Source organism: Achromobacter sp. RW408, from assembly GCF_003184165.1.
GTDB classification, from domain to species: Bacteria; Pseudomonadota; Gammaproteobacteria; order Burkholderiales; family Burkholderiaceae_B; genus Achromobacter; species Achromobacter xylosoxidans.
In genome coordinates, this window is record NZ_QHHO01000022.1 from 385,938 (window position 1) to 400,371 (window position 14,434).

Annotated in this window: 15 protein-coding genes; 7 read left to right on the forward strand and 8 right to left on the reverse strand. The window is 70.0% G+C overall.

Going from position 1 to position 14,434, the window contains the following annotated elements:
* The 5 genes from DK459_RS04040 to dkgB all read right to left on the reverse strand — a co-directional run.
* The coding region (locus DK459_RS04040; RefSeq protein ID WP_199234260.1) for a hypothetical protein at positions 1-542 on the reverse strand (542 nt) is incomplete at its 3' end.
* A gap of 31 nt (positions 543-573) precedes the next feature.
* Complete coding sequence (locus DK459_RS04045) at positions 574-1,623, reverse strand: NADP(H)-dependent aldo-keto reductase (protein WP_054442810.1); 1,050 nt, start codon at positions 1,621-1,623, stop codon at positions 574-576.
* A 120-nt stretch (positions 1,624-1,743) separates the two neighbouring features.
* Positions 1,744-2,634: an NAD-dependent epimerase/dehydratase family protein gene (locus tag DK459_RS04050; protein WP_054442808.1), complete on the reverse strand. Its 891-nt coding sequence runs from the start codon at positions 2,632-2,634 to the stop codon at positions 1,744-1,746.
* Between the two features lie 36 nt (positions 2,635-2,670).
* Positions 2,671-3,627: a TIGR03571 family LLM class oxidoreductase gene (locus tag DK459_RS04055; RefSeq protein WP_053499228.1), complete on the reverse strand. Its 957-nt coding sequence runs from the start codon at positions 3,625-3,627 to the stop codon at positions 2,671-2,673.
* Between the two features lie 8 nt (positions 3,628-3,635).
* The gene (dkgB, locus tag DK459_RS04060; protein WP_110134475.1) at positions 3,636-4,439 is read right to left on the reverse strand and encodes a 2,5-didehydrogluconate reductase DkgB; all 804 of its coding nucleotides are present in this window, start codon (positions 4,437-4,439) and stop codon (positions 3,636-3,638) included.
* 101 nt (positions 4,440-4,540) lie between these two features.
* On the opposite strand from dkgB, the gene DK459_RS04065 reads away from it, so the two are divergent.
* The 4 genes from DK459_RS04065 to DK459_RS04080 all read left to right on the forward strand — a co-directional run bounded on the left by DK459_RS04065 (position 4,541) and on the right by DK459_RS04080 (position 6,757).
* Positions 4,541-5,443, forward strand: coding sequence for a LysR substrate-binding domain-containing protein (locus DK459_RS04065; RefSeq protein WP_020926490.1), 903 nt, complete (start codon positions 4,541-4,543; stop codon positions 5,441-5,443).
* An 84-nt stretch (positions 5,444-5,527) separates the two neighbouring features.
* A complete protein-coding gene (locus DK459_RS04070; protein WP_006387337.1) occupies positions 5,528-5,887 on the forward strand; it encodes a translation initiation factor Sui1 in 360 nt (119 codons plus the stop codon).
* Positions 5,888-5,892: 5 nt separating this feature from the next.
* Positions 5,893-6,243: a DOPA 4,5-dioxygenase family protein gene (locus DK459_RS04075; protein WP_110134596.1), complete on the forward strand. Its 351-nt coding sequence runs from the start codon at positions 5,893-5,895 to the stop codon at positions 6,241-6,243.
* Positions 6,244-6,304: 61 nt separating this feature from the next.
* Entirely contained in the window at positions 6,305-6,757 is a 453-nt protein-coding gene (locus DK459_RS04080; RefSeq protein ID WP_110134476.1) for a GNAT family N-acetyltransferase, read from the forward strand.
* Positions 6,758-6,809: 52 nt separating this feature from the next.
* Here the strand turns inward: DK459_RS04080 and DK459_RS04085 are convergent, their stop codons facing one another.
* Entirely contained in the window at positions 6,810-7,700 is an 891-nt protein-coding gene (locus DK459_RS04085; protein ID WP_054442804.1) for a LysR family transcriptional regulator, read from the reverse strand.
* 158 nt (positions 7,701-7,858) lie between these two features.
* Here DK459_RS04085 and DK459_RS04090 point away from each other — a divergent pair, with 158 nt between their 5' ends.
* Complete coding sequence (locus tag DK459_RS04090) at positions 7,859-9,025, forward strand: mandelate racemase/muconate lactonizing enzyme family protein (RefSeq protein ID WP_054442802.1); 1,167 nt, start codon at positions 7,859-7,861, stop codon at positions 9,023-9,025.
* 41 nt (positions 9,026-9,066) lie between these two features.
* Here the strand turns inward: DK459_RS04090 and DK459_RS04095 are convergent, their stop codons facing one another.
* The gene (locus DK459_RS04095; RefSeq protein ID WP_054448055.1) at positions 9,067-9,903 is read right to left on the reverse strand and encodes a helix-turn-helix transcriptional regulator; all 837 of its coding nucleotides are present in this window, start codon (positions 9,901-9,903) and stop codon (positions 9,067-9,069) included.
* A gap of 90 nt (positions 9,904-9,993) precedes the next feature.
* On the opposite strand from DK459_RS04095, the gene DK459_RS04100 reads away from it, so the two are divergent.
* On the forward strand, positions 9,994-11,205 hold the full coding sequence (locus tag DK459_RS04100) for an FAD-dependent monooxygenase (RefSeq protein WP_054447942.1): 1,212 nt from the start codon (positions 9,994-9,996) through the stop codon (positions 11,203-11,205).
* Between the two features lie 46 nt (positions 11,206-11,251).
* Here the strand turns inward: DK459_RS04100 and DK459_RS04105 are convergent, their stop codons facing one another.
* Positions 11,252-13,096 carry a methyl-accepting chemotaxis protein gene (locus DK459_RS04105; protein WP_054447941.1) on the reverse strand — a complete coding sequence of 615 codons (1,845 nt, stop codon included), beginning with the start codon at positions 13,094-13,096 and terminating at the stop codon, positions 11,252-11,254.
* Positions 13,097-13,367: 271 nt separating this feature from the next.
* Between DK459_RS04105 and DK459_RS04110 the strand changes: the two genes are divergently transcribed.
* Positions 13,368-14,423, forward strand: a complete 1,056-nt coding sequence (locus DK459_RS04110; protein ID WP_223203238.1) for a sensor domain-containing diguanylate cyclase — start codon at positions 13,368-13,370, stop codon at positions 14,421-14,423.
* Positions 14,424-14,434: the final 11 nt, after the last annotated feature.

Genomic DNA, 14,434 nt, shown 5'->3' on the forward strand with positions numbered 1-14,434 from the left:
GGAATCGCCAGCCCGGCCGGCACCGGTTCCAGGTTCAGCACGCGACGGATGAAGTCGCGCAGCGACACCACCAGCTCGGCGGTCTCGATGCCACGCCCGGCCACCAGGTCGGCGGCCGCCTGCGCGGCCAACCGGACCTGGTCCTCGGTGCCCAGCAGGATGATGTCGGAAAGCGCGGCCTCGACGGCGTCGCGCACCCGCCGCCGGCGCTCGGCGCCTGGGCCGTCGGCGCTGGGGGGTCGCAGCGGGTCGTCGTCTTCGTGGGCTTCGGGTTCGCCGGCCGTCTCGGGCGCGCCACGGCGCAGGTCGCGAAGATGGCTGGGATCCACCACCAGGTTGCCGGTGAAGGATCCACCCAGCGTCTTGTAGGCCGCGATCAAGGTGCGCAGGCGCTCATTGATCTGGCGGTTCTCGCGTTCGCGCCGCTGCTGGATGGTCTGCATCACCAACAGGCGGATCCCCACCCCGATCAGGGTGATGACCGCCAGGCCCAACAGCGTGGACAGCACGGTTTGCCAGGAGCTGAAATCGAGATTGCGCATGATGGGTCCTCGTCGCTCCCGGCAAGCGGGATCAGGGCGCCGGGTTCGGGTGGCGCACGTGGATCTGGTCGATGGCCTGCAGCACGTCGGCCGGCAGTTCGACGTCGACGCTGTCGATATTTTCCTTCAATTGCTGCAGATTGGTCGCGCCGATCAGGTTGCTGGTGACGAACGGACGCTGATTGATCCAGGCCAGCGCCAGGTGCGTGGGCGAGATGCCGTGCTGGCGTGCCAGCTCCACGTATTCGCGGGTGGCGGCCTCGGCCTGCGGGTTGCTGTAGCGGGTGAAGCGCGTGTACAGCGTCAGGCGGGCGTTGGCCGGACGCGCGCCGTCCAGGTATTTGCCGCAGAGCATGCCCATGGCCAGCGGCGAATAGGCCAGCAGGCCCACGCCTTCGTGGTGGGTGAATTCCGACAGGCCGATCTCGTAGACGCGGTTGAGCAGGCTGTAGGGGTTCTGGATCGAGGCGATGCGCGGCAGGCCCAGGTTGTCGGCGGCCTTGAGGAATTGCGATACGCCCCACGGCGTTTCGTTCGAGACGCCCACGTGGCGCACCTTGCCGGCGCTGACGAAGTCCTGCAGCACCGACAGGGTTTCCTCGATCGGCACGGTGTGCTCGTCCTTGACCCACGGATACGAGAGCTGGCCGAAGGTGGCGGTGGTGCGGTCGGGCCAGTGCAGCTGGTACAGGTCCAGGTAGTCGGTCTGCAGGCGCTTGAGGCTGGCGTCCAGAGCCTCGGTCAGGTTCTTGCGGTCCAGGAAGGTCTTGCCGTCGCGGATGTGGCCGGGGCGCTTGGGGTCGCGCGCCGGGCCGGCCACCTTGCTGGCCAGCACGATGTCCTGGCGGCGCTTGCTGCGCGCCAGCCAGGTGCCGATGTAGGTTTCGGTCAGGCCCTGGGTTTCGGGCTTGGGCGGCACCGGGTACATTTCGGCCACGTCGACCAGGTTGACGCCGCGCTCCAGCGCGTAGTCCAGTTGCTGGTGGGCCTCGGCCTCGGTGTTCTGCTCGCCCCAGGTCATGGTGCCCAGGCCGATCAGGCTGACGTCCAGGTCGGTACGGCCGAGTTTGCGGTATTTCAAGTTCTGCTCCGTGCGGAATCTCTGAAGGGAGCGATCACCTTACCGCAACTCGGTTGGCGTTTTGCTGACGGCGTTGCGCCCTTGGCCCACCCTGTGGACGCCGCCCGCGCCGCCCCCGCGTCAGGCGATGGCCTGGCGCACCCAGGCGATCACGTCGCCATGGACCGGCGCCCAGCCCAGCTCGCGGCGCGCCTTGCCCGCCCGCACCCGGCTGTTGGAACCGAGCGCGTAGGCGCCCAGGTCCTTGCCCCAGTAGGCCACCGCCTGCGCCGGATCCCAGGCCTGGGCCGGCCCCAACCCCAGCGCCTGGCCGATGGCGCCGACCAGGTCGACGAAGGCCGCCTCGCCGTTCTCGACGAAATAGAAACTGCCGGCCGGCGCCTTGTCCAGAGCCAGCCGGTACAGCGCCGCCACGTCGGCAACGTGCACGTTGGACCAGCGGTTCAGGCCGCGGCCGACGTGCCGCGCGATGCCGCTTGCGCGAGCCTGCGCCACCAGCGGCGGAATCTGCACGCTTTCGGCGCGCAGCCCCTCGGTGGCGCCGTAGATCAGGCTGTGGCACAGCACCACGCTGCGCACGCCGGGCGCGCTGGCCAGGATCAGGTCGTTGATGGCGATGCGCGCGGCCTTGCCCGGCACCGGCGCCACCGGCGTGGTTTCGTCGAACACCGCGTCGGACGGCTCGCCCAGCGCGTCGTCGGCGACCAGGCTGCTGCCGCTGGTGTGGATGAACACCTTGCCGCTGCCGGCCAGCGCGCCCAGCAGGGCCTCGACGGCGCCACGGTGGTCGCTGTCGGCCGCGTTGATGACGGCGTCGGCGGCGCGCGCCTCGGCCGCCAGCAGCGCCGCGTCGTCCAATGTGCCCAGCACCGGTTCGATGCCGAAACCGCGCAGCTCGGCGGCGCGCTCGGGGTTGCGGATCAGGCCGCGGACCTCATGACCGGCCTTGACCATCGAGGTAGCGACCGCGCCGCCGATGAATCCGCTGGCGCCGGTGATGAATAGCTTCATGGTGCTTGCTCCTTGTGTTGATAGGCCGCGAGAGGCTCAGGCGGCCGTGGTTTCCGCTTGCGGGGCCGGCACGCCGCCATGGAACTGCGGCAGCACGTGCTCGGCGATCTCGTGCAGCGTGTCGGCCAGCGGCCGCTGGTTGCGCCGCAGGTGCAGGCCGATGTGCTGCACACCCGCGGCGCGCAGCGCATGGAGTTCCCGCGCCAGCGCGTGGCGGCCCGCCTGCGCGCCGAAGCGAAAGCGCCGCAGCGGCGCGTCCGGGTCCTCGGCCAGGTCCAGGTGGATGAAACTGGCATAGGGCTTGTCGCCGGCCACCTGGCGCCAGGCGGCGCTGCGCCGCGCATGGTCGTCGGGCGCGCCGGGATAGGCCAGGCAGGCATCCATGTGCGCACCGATCCAGGCCGGCGTCTGCTGCGCCAGGCCCGCCACCAGCAGCGGCGGCGCCGGCGCCCGCGGCAGCACGTCCAGGCCATCGGGCAGGCTGCCGCGGGCGCCTTGGCGCAGCAGCGCCACCTGTTCGCGGAAAGCGGCGCCGCGATTGGGAAAATCGCGGCCGAACAGCGGATACTCCACCGGCCGGTCGCCGCTGGCCACGCCCAGCAGCAGGCGGTTGCCGCTCAGCCGCTGCACGCTGGCGGCGGACTTGAGCGTCAGCAGCGGCTCGCGCAGCGGCAGCACCACCGCGGCGGTGCCCAGCAGGATGTCGCGCGTGACGCCCGCCAGGTAACCCAGGTAGGTGAAGATCTCGAACACCTGGCCGGCGTCGCCGAAGGCCGGGTCGTACAGCGGCACGTCGCGCACCCACAGGGCGCGAAAGCCGAGCCGGTCGGCCAGCACGGCCAGGTCGGCGTGGCGTTGCAGGTCGGGCTCGCCGGGCAGGCGGCCGGCCTGGCGCCGCGCCTGCTCGCCGGCGGCGGTCCAGTCGTTGTCCAGGGGCGCTTCCAGTCCGATGCTGAAACCGCCCGCGGTCAGGCTCGAAAGCGCGTTGTCCATGGCGCGCCTCAGTCCCAGGCCGCGGCCAGGCCGTCGGGGCTGACTTCGCGGCCATTGCGTTCCAGCGCGGCGATCTGCGCCATGTCGGCGTCGGTCAGGCGCAGGTCGCGGGCCAGCAGGTTGCTCGCCAGGTTCTCGCGCTTGGTGGACGACGGGATCACGGCGAAGCCGCGCTGCAGCGCCCAGGCCAGCGCCACCTGCGCCGGCGTGGCGTTGTGGCGCTGCGCGATCTGGCCGATCACGGGGTCCTTGAGCACCTTGCCGTAGGCCAGCGTCATGTACGACGTGACCTGAATGCCCTGTTCGTTCAGGAAGTCCACCAGCTTGCGGTTCTGCAGATACGGGCTGAGCTCGATCTGGTTGGTGGCGATCGCTTCCTTGCCGACGGCGGCGATGGCTTCGCGGGTCTCGGCGATGGGGAAATTGGAAATGCCGATCTGGCGCGTCAGGCCCTGCTCGCGGGCGTCCATCAGGCCGGCCATCATCTCGGCGATGGCCACGCCGTTGCCGGGCGCGGGCCAGTGGATCAGGGTCAGGTCGACGTAGTCGGTGCGCAGCTTGGCCAGGCTGTCCTTCAGGCTGGGCACCAGCTTGGCGCGGCCATAGTTCGGCACCCAGATCTTGGTGGTCACGAACAGGTCGGCGCGGGCGACGCCGCTGGCCTCGATGGCCTGGCCCACTTCGGCTTCGTTTTCATAGATCTGGGCGGTGTCGACGGCGCGGTAGCCGACGTCCAGCGCGTTACGCACGGAATCGATGACGACCTGGCCCTGCAGGCGGAAAGTGCCGACGCCAAAAGACGGAATGCTCATGTAAAACTCCTGGGTAAGTGTTGGAATGCATCCAGTGTGCCCGCTCGATCCTTGCGGAATAAGCCCGGTATTGGCGAAATACTTTTGATATAACGTCAAATATGAAGACGACACTCGACGAAATGCAGGTCTTTATCGCCATCGTGGACTGCGGTTCGATCACCGCCGCCGCCGATGCGCTGCAGCAGACCATTTCCGCCACCAGCCGCACCATGACGCGGCTGGAGGAAAAGTTGCAGACCACGCTGATGCGCCGCACCACCCGGCGGCTGGAGCTGACCGAGGAAGGCAGCGCCTACCTGGAGCAGGCCCGCAAGATCATCGCCGCGGTCGAAGAGACCGAGGAACAGATGCGCGCGCGCCGCAACCAGCCGGCCGGCCGCCTGCGGGTCGACGCCGCCTCGCCCTTCATGCTGCACGTCATCGTTCCGCTGGTGCCGGGCTACCGCCAGCGCTATCCCAAGGTCGAGCTGGAGCTGAACAGCAACGAGGGCAACATCGACCTGCTGGAACGCCGCACCGACCTGGCGCTGCGCATCGGCAGCCTGAAGGATTCGTCGCTGCACGCGGTGCCCATCGGCCGCAGCCGCGTGCGCGTGCTGGCCAGCCCCGGCTACCTGGCGGCGCACGGCACGCCCAAGCGGGTAGCCGATCTGCGCGAGCACACGCTGCTGGGGTTCTCGCAACTGGAATCGTTGAACGAATGGCCGCTGGAGGACGCCGACGGCCAGCCGCTGCACATCCAGCCGTCGATCCGCTCGTTCAGCGGCGAGACGCTGCGGCAACTTGCGCTGAACGACGCCGGCATCGTCTGCCTTTCCGACTTCATGACGCGCGCCGACCGCCAGTCCGGCGCGCTGCGCCAGCTGTTCCCGCGCCAGACGCTGGACGTGCGCCAGCCGGTCAATGCGGTCTATTACCGCAATACCGCGATCTCCTCGCGCATCAAGTCCTTCATCGACTACCTGGTCGAATCGCTGGGGCCTCGCGGCTTCGACGAGTGAGCGCGGCGCGCGCGGCTCCGGCGACGCCAGGCTGCGGCGGGTCCGGCATAATGGCCGCCTGAACCGCAACATCACGCAATACCCATGAAAAGCAGCTCCAAGGGCGGACTCGTCTATTCCACCGACGGCGGCCGCATGTGCCCCCAATGCCGGCGCCCGCTCGCCGACTGCCAATGCCAGGCGGCGTCCCGCCCGGTGCCCGCGCCGGGCGGCGCGCGCGTGTCGCGCGAAACCAAGGGCCGCGGCGGCAAGGCCGTGACCGTCGTCAAGGGCCTGCCGCTGGACGACGACGCGCTGGCGGCGCTGGGCAAGCAGTTGCGTACCGCCTGCGGCTCCGGCGGCACCGTCAAGGACGGCGTCATCGAGGTGCAGGGCGATCACTGCGACCGCATCCTGGCCGCGCTCGAAAAACTCGGCCATCGCGCCAAGCGCGCCGGAGGTTGACCACCATGATCCTGGACCCCGCCATCGTCGACAGCTGGCACGCCCACGTCTACTTCAACGCCGACAGCCGCGACGCGGCCTGGGCGCTGCGCGCACAGGCGCTGGACGCATTCGGCGACAGCATCCAGATGGGCCGCTTCCACGAGCGCCCGGTCGGCCCGCACCCGCAATGGAGCTACCAGCTCGCCTTCGCGCCGGCCGCGCTGCCGCGCGTGCTCACCTGGCTGGCGCTGAACCATGGCCTGCTGGACGTGTTCCTGCATCCGAACACCGGCGAATCGCTGCGCGATCACCGCGACTGCGCGCTGTGGCTCGGCCACAGCCACACGCTGAACCTGGCGGCGCTCGGCGGCTGATCCCCGCGCCAGCCTTGCGCGGCGCGCCGGCCGCGCCCTCTTCCGATAGGCGACACCCGACATGAACCTGCATTACCGCCCAGCCCATCCCGACGACGCCGCCGCCTGCATCGACCTGCGCGGCCGCACCCGCGAGAACGCCTTCTCGGCCGAGGACCTGCGCGCCCTGGGCATCACCGTCGAAAGCTGGCGTGATGGCATCCGCGACGGCGCGCTGCCGGGCGTGGCGGCGCTGGCCGACGGCGTAATGGCGGGTTATTGCTTCGGCGATCGCGACAGCGGCGAGATCCTGGTGCTGGCCCTGCTGCCGGCCTACGAGGGCCGCGGCATCGGCCGCGAACTGCTCGGGCAGGTCATGCGAACGCTGCGGGCGCTGGGCCATGAACGGTTGTTCCTGAGCTGCGCGGCCGATCCGGGCGTGCGCTCGCATGGCTTCTACCGGCGGCTGGGCTGGGCGCCCACGGGCGAGATCGACGCGGCCGGCGACGAAGTGCTCGCCTACCGGTTCGCCTAGCGTCCGCCCCGCGCATGCCGCCGACCGGCGCGCCTTCGCCCCCCGGCCTGGCCTACGCGAATCGCGCCATCAGGAAATCGATGAACGCCCGCGTGCGCGCCGACAGGTCGCGCTTGCTGGGGTAGTACACGAACAGGTCGGCCGAAGGCAGGATGAACTCGGGCAGCACCACGCGCAAGCGCCCGCTTTCCAGGTACTTGGCCAGGTCCCACTCCGAGCGCACCAGGATGCCATGGCCGTCCAGCGCCCAGTTCAGCGCGATGTCGCCATCGTTGCTGGACAGCGCGCCGTGCACCTTCACGGTCTCGGCTCGGCCGTCGCGCGTGAAGCGCCAGACGCCGTAGGCGTCCTCGTTCTGCCGGTGGATGATGCACTGGTGGTCGGCCAGGTCGCGCAGGCTGGCGGGCGTGCCGTGGCGCGCCAGGTAGCGCGGCGCCGCGCACAGGAAGCGCCGGTTCGACAGGACGCGGCGCGCCACCAGGCGTTGATCGGGCAAGGCACCGAAGCGGATGCCCAGGTCCACGCCGCTTTCCACCAGGTCGATCGGCCGGTCGGTCACGTCCAGCTGCACCTCGACCTGCGGATGATGCAGGGCGAACTCCGACACGATGGGCGCGATCGCCGTGCGGCCGAAGCCGAGCGTCGCATTGATGCGCAACAGGCCCTTGGGCACCGAGCCGCTGGACGACACCACCTCTTCCATTTCGCGCACGTCGGCCAGGATGCGCGTGGCGTAGTGCAGGTAGGTTTCGCCTTCGGGCGTCAGGCTGATGCTGCGGGTGGTGCGGTTCACCAGCCGCACGCCCAGCCGCGCCTCCAGTTGCGCCAGGCGCTTGGTGGCCGCCGGCGGCGTCAGGTCGAGCTGGCGCGCCACCGTCGACAGGTTGCGGTGGCGCGCCAGCAGCACGAAGAACTCCAGGGAAGATGCCAGATCGTGGTTCACGGCGGGGAACGCCTCATCGGGACGAGGCCGGCGACGGGCAACGAGCGCCGGAATCTTTAACTTTCAATTAATAAAGTAGTGCCTGATAGCGAATCATAATGCGCCTTCAAGCCAATAATCTACGGTTTTTCCCATCCGCCGCACGGCCAGGAGACACCATGAAAATCGTCGAAATCCGCGAGAAGACCGTCCCGATCAGTTCCCCGATCCGCAACGCCTACATCGACTTCAGCAAGATGACGCTGAGCCTGGTGGCGGTGGTGACCGACGTGGTGCGCGACGGCCGGCGCGTGATCGGCTACGGCTTCAATTCCAACGGCCGCTATGGCCAGGGCACGCTGATGCGCGAACGCTTCATCCCGCGCGTGCTGGAGGCCGACCCCGCCAGCCTGCTCGACGACAGCGGCGACAACCTCGATCCGCACCGCATCTGGAACGCGATGTACGTCAACGAAAAGCCGGGCGGCCATGGCGAACGCTCGGTCGCCATCGGCACCATCGACATGGCGGTGTGGGACGCGGTCGCCAAAATCGCCGGCAAGCCGCTGTTCCAGCTGTTGGCCGAGCGCTACGGCAACGGCCGCCCCGACCGCCGCGTGTTCGTCTATGCGGCGGGCGGCTACTACTACCCGGGCCAGGACCTGGGCAAGCTCAAGGACGAGATGCGCGGCTACGTCGACCGCGGCTATACCGTGGTCAAGAAGAAGATCGGCGGCGCCTCGCTGGACGAAGACCTGCGCCGCATCGACGCCATCCTGGGCGTGCTGGGCGACGGCAGGAAACTGGCGGTCGACGCCAACGGCCGCTTCGACCTGGACACCGCGATCCGCTACGCCAAGGCGCTGTCGCAGTACGACCTGTTCTGGTACGAGGAAGCCGGCGACCCGCTCGACTTCGAACTGCAGGCCACGCTGCGCAACTACTACGACAAGCCGATGGCCACCGGCGAGAACCTGTTTTCGATGCAGGATGCGCGCAACCTGATCCGCTACGGCGGCATGCGGCCGGACCGCGACTGGCTGCAATTCGACTGCGCCCTGAGCTATGGCCTGGTGGAATACCTGCGCACGCTGGACATGCTGCGCCAGCACGGCTGGTCGGCCAGCCGCTGCATTCCGCACGGCGGCCACCAGATGTCGCTGAACATCGCCGCCGGCCTGGGGCTGGGCGGCAATGAATCCTATCCGGACCTGTTCCAGCCCTACGGCGGCTTCCCCGACGGCGTGCGGGTCGACAACGGCCACGTCACCCTGCCCGAACTGCCCGGCATCGGCTTCGAGGGCAAGGCGGACCTGATCGCCGAGATGCGCAAGCTGGCGAAGTAAGGGGCCGGTAGCGAGCGGGACGCCACGCGCCCCGGCGCGGCTCAAGCGACGGCGGCGTCGCCCTCGGCCAGCGGCGCCCGCAGATAGCGCCCCGGCGTCGTGCCGAAGGCGCGCTTGAACATGGCGATGAAATTGCCGGGCGTGGCGTAGCCCAGCGCGTCGGCCACCTGCGCCACCGGCTGGCCCGCGCTCAGGCGTTCCAGCGCGTGGATCAGCCGCAGTTGCTGGCGCCACTGCGCGAAGCCTAATCCCGTTTCCTCGCGGAAAAGGCGCTGCGCGGTGCGCGGCGCCAGCCCGGCCAGCGCTGCCAGTGCTTCCAGCGGCCGGTTGTCGGCCGGGTCGTCCGCCAGGACTTGCGCAAGCCGAGCCAGCCGGCGGTCGCGCGGCCATGGCAGGTGCAGGCGCTCGCGCGGCGCCGCCTCGATCTCGTCCAGCAACACCGCCGCGAAGCGCGCGCGCGCCGGGTCCAGCGCCAGCTTGTCCGGCCAATCGGCCGCGCGCAGCACCATGGCGCGCAACACCCCATCCGCACCCAGCACGCAGGGCGACGTCGGCAGGGCCGCGGCGGCCCGCGGATGCACCAGCGCCACCCAGCCGCTGGCCGCGCCCACCACGCTGACCCGATGCCGCAGCCCCGGCGGGATCCAGCCCGCGCGCTGCGGCGGCAACAGCCATGAGCCGGCCTCGGTGCGCACCCGCATCGCGCCGCTATCCACCCCGAACAACTGCCCGCGGGCATGGGCGTGCCAATCGTATTCGCGCGAGCCCAGGCGGAATTCGCTGCCTGGCGCGTCGGCGCCATGGAACACGCACACGGCCGGGCCGTCGAGCAATTCGCTGTAGTCGGGCGCGGGGGCTGCGGTCTGGCGGGTTCGCATGATTTGTTGGCGCGCCGGCATTACCGGCGGGGACGCGCTTGCGCGCAAGCTGTACGGGTGCCGGCAACGCCGGCCTGCTTCGAGGACATTATGCAGAATCTCCACGTTTCCATCATCGGCGCCGGCCTGGGCGGCCTGTGCCTGGCGCAGGGGCTGGCGCGCGCCGGCATCGACTTCGACGTCTACGAGCGCGACGCGCGCACCGACAGCCGGGTGCAGGGCTACCGCCTGCGCATCGACGCCAGCGGCCAGGCGGCGCTGGCGCACTGCCTGCCGCCGGACCTTTACGCCCTGTTCCAGCACAGTTGCTCGCCCCACGACCGCCCGGGCGCCATGCTCGACGCGCAACTGCGGCCGCTGCCGCAACGCGCCTCCGCCACCTGGCGCCTGGACGACGCCGACGCCCCGCCCGACCGCTCGGCGCACCGGCAGACGCTGCGCGAGATCCTGCTGGCCGGCCTGGACGGGCGCGTGCATTTCGGCCATGGCTGCGCGGGAATGGACGACGGCGGCCCGCGCCTGGAAGGCATCCGCGCGCGGCCCGGCACGCTGGTGGTGGCCGCCGACGGCGTGCACTCGGCGCTGCGGCGCCAGCACTTGCCGCAAGCGGCGCCCGAGGACAGCGGCACGGTGACGATCTTCGGCATGGCGCCGGCCGGCAGCCTCGCGCCCGAAGGCCTGCCGCCGGACCTGCGCGACGGCGCCGGCGTGGTGTTCGGCGCCGGCTACGCGCTGGTGCTGGACGCCATGAAACTGGAGGCGCTGCCGGCGCTGGCGCAACGCCTCGCGCCGGTTTGCGCGCTGACGGCGGTGCCTGGCTACCAGTACTGGGCGATCATCGGCGAGCGCAGCGCGGTGCTGGGCGCGGACGACGCCGCGATCAGCGCGAGCCAGCGGGACGACACCGCGACGGGCGCGCGCTGGCAACAGGCCGCGCAACGCCTGCTGGCGCCGGTGCATCCCGCGCTGGCCGCCATGGTGGCCGCCAGCGACCCGCGCGGTATCGCGCTCAAGACCGTCTACCAGGCGCCGCCCCTGCCGCAATGGACGCAAGCCGGGCTGACTTTCCTGGGCGACGCGGTGCATGCGATGAACCCGGCGGGCGGCCTCGGCGCCAACACCGCCCTGGCCGATGCGCAATCGCTGGCGACGCGGCTGGCGCGGGTGTGCAAAGGCCTGCCGCTGGGGCAGGCCTTGCGGGACTATGAAGCGGATCTGCGGTGGCGAGGCGACCGGGCCGTCCAACAATCGGCCGAGGCCGCCGCCCGCATCACCGGCAGGAGCCGGCGCAAACCGCGATAGCGATCGCGGCGCGTGGCGACAGGCGTCGCCACATCGGGCAAAGCGGTCAGGCGGGCAGCGCGATCCGCTCGGGCGCGGCAACCCGCAAGTTTTCCCGCAACTTGAACAGGGCCACCGTGCCGGCCAGCGCGCCGGCCTGATCGCTCAACATGGCGGACGCCGCCGCCGACTGTTCCACCAGCGCGGCGTTCTGCTGGGTGGCCTGGTCCATGTCGGAAACGCTGCGGTCGATCTGGCTGATGCCCACGCTCTGCTCGGCCATGGCCCCGTGGATTTCGCTGACCAGCTTCTGCACGCGCGACACGCCTTCGACGATTTCCTGCATCGTCGAGCCGGCCGCCTGCACCCGCTCGGTGCCGCTCTTGACGTTCTGTACCGAAGCCTGGATCAGCGCGCGGATCTCCTGCGCCGAGGCGGCGCTGCGCTGCGCCAACGTGCGGACTTCGCCGGCCACCACGGCAAAGCCGCGGCCCTGCTCGCCGGCGCGCGCCGCTTCCACCGCCGCGTTCAGCGCCAGGATATTGGTCTGGAACGCAATGCCGTCGATGACGCTGATGATCTCGGTGATGCGCTCGGACGACTGCGCGATGGCGCCCATGGTGGTGACGGCATCGGTCACCACCTGGCCGCCGCGCTCGGCCGCCAGGCTGGCCTCGGTCGCCAGGCGCGTAGCGTGCTCGGCGGCCTCCTCGGTCTGGCGCACGCTGGAAGTCAATTCGGTCAGCGCCGACGAGGTTTCCTGCAACGAGCCGGCCGATACCTCGGTGCGCTGCGACAGGTCGCGGTTGCCCATCTCGATCTCGCGCGTGGCCGAGGTCATCGAATGCACGCCGTTGCGCACGTCGAGCATCACGTGGCTGATCTTGTCGACAAAGGCGTTGAATGAAGCGGAGATCTGCGCCACTTCGTCATGGCCCACCACGGCCAGCCGGTGCGTCATGTCGCCTTCGCCCGAGCCGATGGTGTCCATCGCATCGCGCACCGCGGACAGGCGCTTGAAGGCGCGCGACGTCACCACGCTGGCCAGCACGACGGCAACCAGCGTCAGCACCACCATCGAGATCAGGGTGGCGTTGAACACCTGCGCCAGGCCCGCGGTGGCCTCGGCCTCGTCCAGCGCGATCACCAGGAACCAATCGGTGCCGGGGATGCGGCGCGCCTTGAGCAGCTTGGGCGCGTCGTTCAGGCTCAACGCCAGCGGCGCGGCGCCGTCGCGCGCCATGTCGGCCAGCACGGCCGGCGTGAGGCCGGCCGCCACGTCGGTCGACGGCTTGAGCGCCAGCTTGTCATCGACGTGCGAAATCACCTGGCCATCGGTCGCCAGCACGAACGCGGTGCTGGACGGCGTCGGCCGGATGACCTTGATGACGTCCTTGATACCGTCCAGCGCCACCGCGCCGCTGATGGCGCCGGTGGTCTGGCCGTTGCGCACGATCGGCGCGGTGAAGGCCACGTAGGGCTTGCCGGTGCCCGAATCGCCATATGGCTTGGTCACGGCCAGCTTGCCGGCGGCCACCGCGCTCTTGTACCAGGGACGCGCGGTCGGATCGTAGTCGGGCGGCGTCTGCGCGGTGGAGAAGTAGGTCTTGTCGCTCCAGCCGATGCTGGTGATGGGAAAGCCGTTGGTTTCGCCCATCAGTTTGGTCAGGCCGCGCGGATCGCCCTTTTCGACCACGGCGGCGGTGGCGATCACGGCCTGGGCCTTGTCGGCGGACCAGCGTTCGATGGCGCTGGCATTGCCGGCGGCGATGGCGTCCAGGTCCGCGGAGATGGTCGCCATCATGTTGTCGCGCACGATCTGATAGATCGCGATGCCCGAGAGCACCAGCGCGCCGATGACGGTGAAACAGGTGATCAACAGGATCCTGTTGCGCAACGAGGTGATTTTCATGCTTGTCTTCTTACTGCAACTGCCCGTGCCGGAGGGCACGGGTATCCAGGTACGCGATAAAAGGTCCGCGCCACCCAGACTTACGGCAAGGCGGCAAGGGACTTTAGGCCCGGCGCGCGTCGAACCCTGCGCATACGCAAACGACATGGAGCGGCAGTCCCGGCAAGGCATAATGGACGCCAAGACCGCGGTGCGCGGCGTGGAATGCGTCGACGGCCCGGGCCGCCTTGGAACCGGTTTGGTCACGCCAGTGATACGCAGGGAGCTTTCGTTGGACCCGATACTCGCCGAACTGTCGGCGTCGCTGCAGGCCGCCAAGTCGGTCGAACAGTTGACCCGCCCCATCCTGGATATGCTCGGCGCCGTGACCGGGCTGGAATCCACCTACCTCACGTCGATCGACCCGCAGGCCGACCGGCAGCAGGTACGCTACGCGCGCAACGCCGGCACGTTACAGATTCCGGAAGGCCTGTCGGTGCCATGGTCGGACACGCTGTGCAAGCGCGCGCTGGACGAGGGCCGCATGGCCACCAGCGACGTCGGCGCCTGCTGGCCCGACTCCGAGGCGGCGCGCCAGCTTGGCATCCAGACCTACGTCAGCGCGCCCATCCGCACCGACGACGGCCTGCTGCTGGGCACCCTGTGCGGCGCCAGCGCCAGCCAGCGGCCGATCGCGCCACAGGCCGAATCGATCCTGCGGCTTTTCTCCAACGTGATCGCCAGCTTCCTGGAACGCGAGCAGCTCGTCGCCCAACTGCGCGACGCCAACGCCAGGCTGCTGGCATTTGCGCTGACCGATCCGCTCACCGGCCTGCCCAACCGCCGCGCCCTGTACGAAGAACTGGACCGGCTGCGCGGCCGCGCCCTGCGCGAAGGCGGCAGCGTGCTGGTGGGCGTGGTCGACCTGGACGGCTTCAAGGGCATCAACGACACCCACGGCCACCAGCAGGGCGACGTCTTCCTGCAGGAAATCGCGCGCCGCCTGGCAATGACGCTGCGCGCCTCCGACATGGTGGGCCGGCTGGGCGGCGACGAATTCGTGCTGATCGGCCCCGGCCCGGCCCTGGCGCGCGGCGACGCGGCGCCGGGGCACGAGGCCCAACGCGGCGACGCCGAGGAAGCAGCCCGCTCGCTGGAAGATCGCGCCGCCGCCGCCACCGTCGGCCGCTACCAGCTCGGCGAGGTCACCCTGCCGTATGAGGGCGCCAGCGTCGGCGTGGTGGCGCTGGATCCGCGCGGCCTGTCGGCCGAGGAAGCCGTGCGCCTGGCCGATGCCCGCATGTACGACATCAAGCGCGCCCGCAAGGCCGCCCGCACCATCCACTGAACCGGACGGCC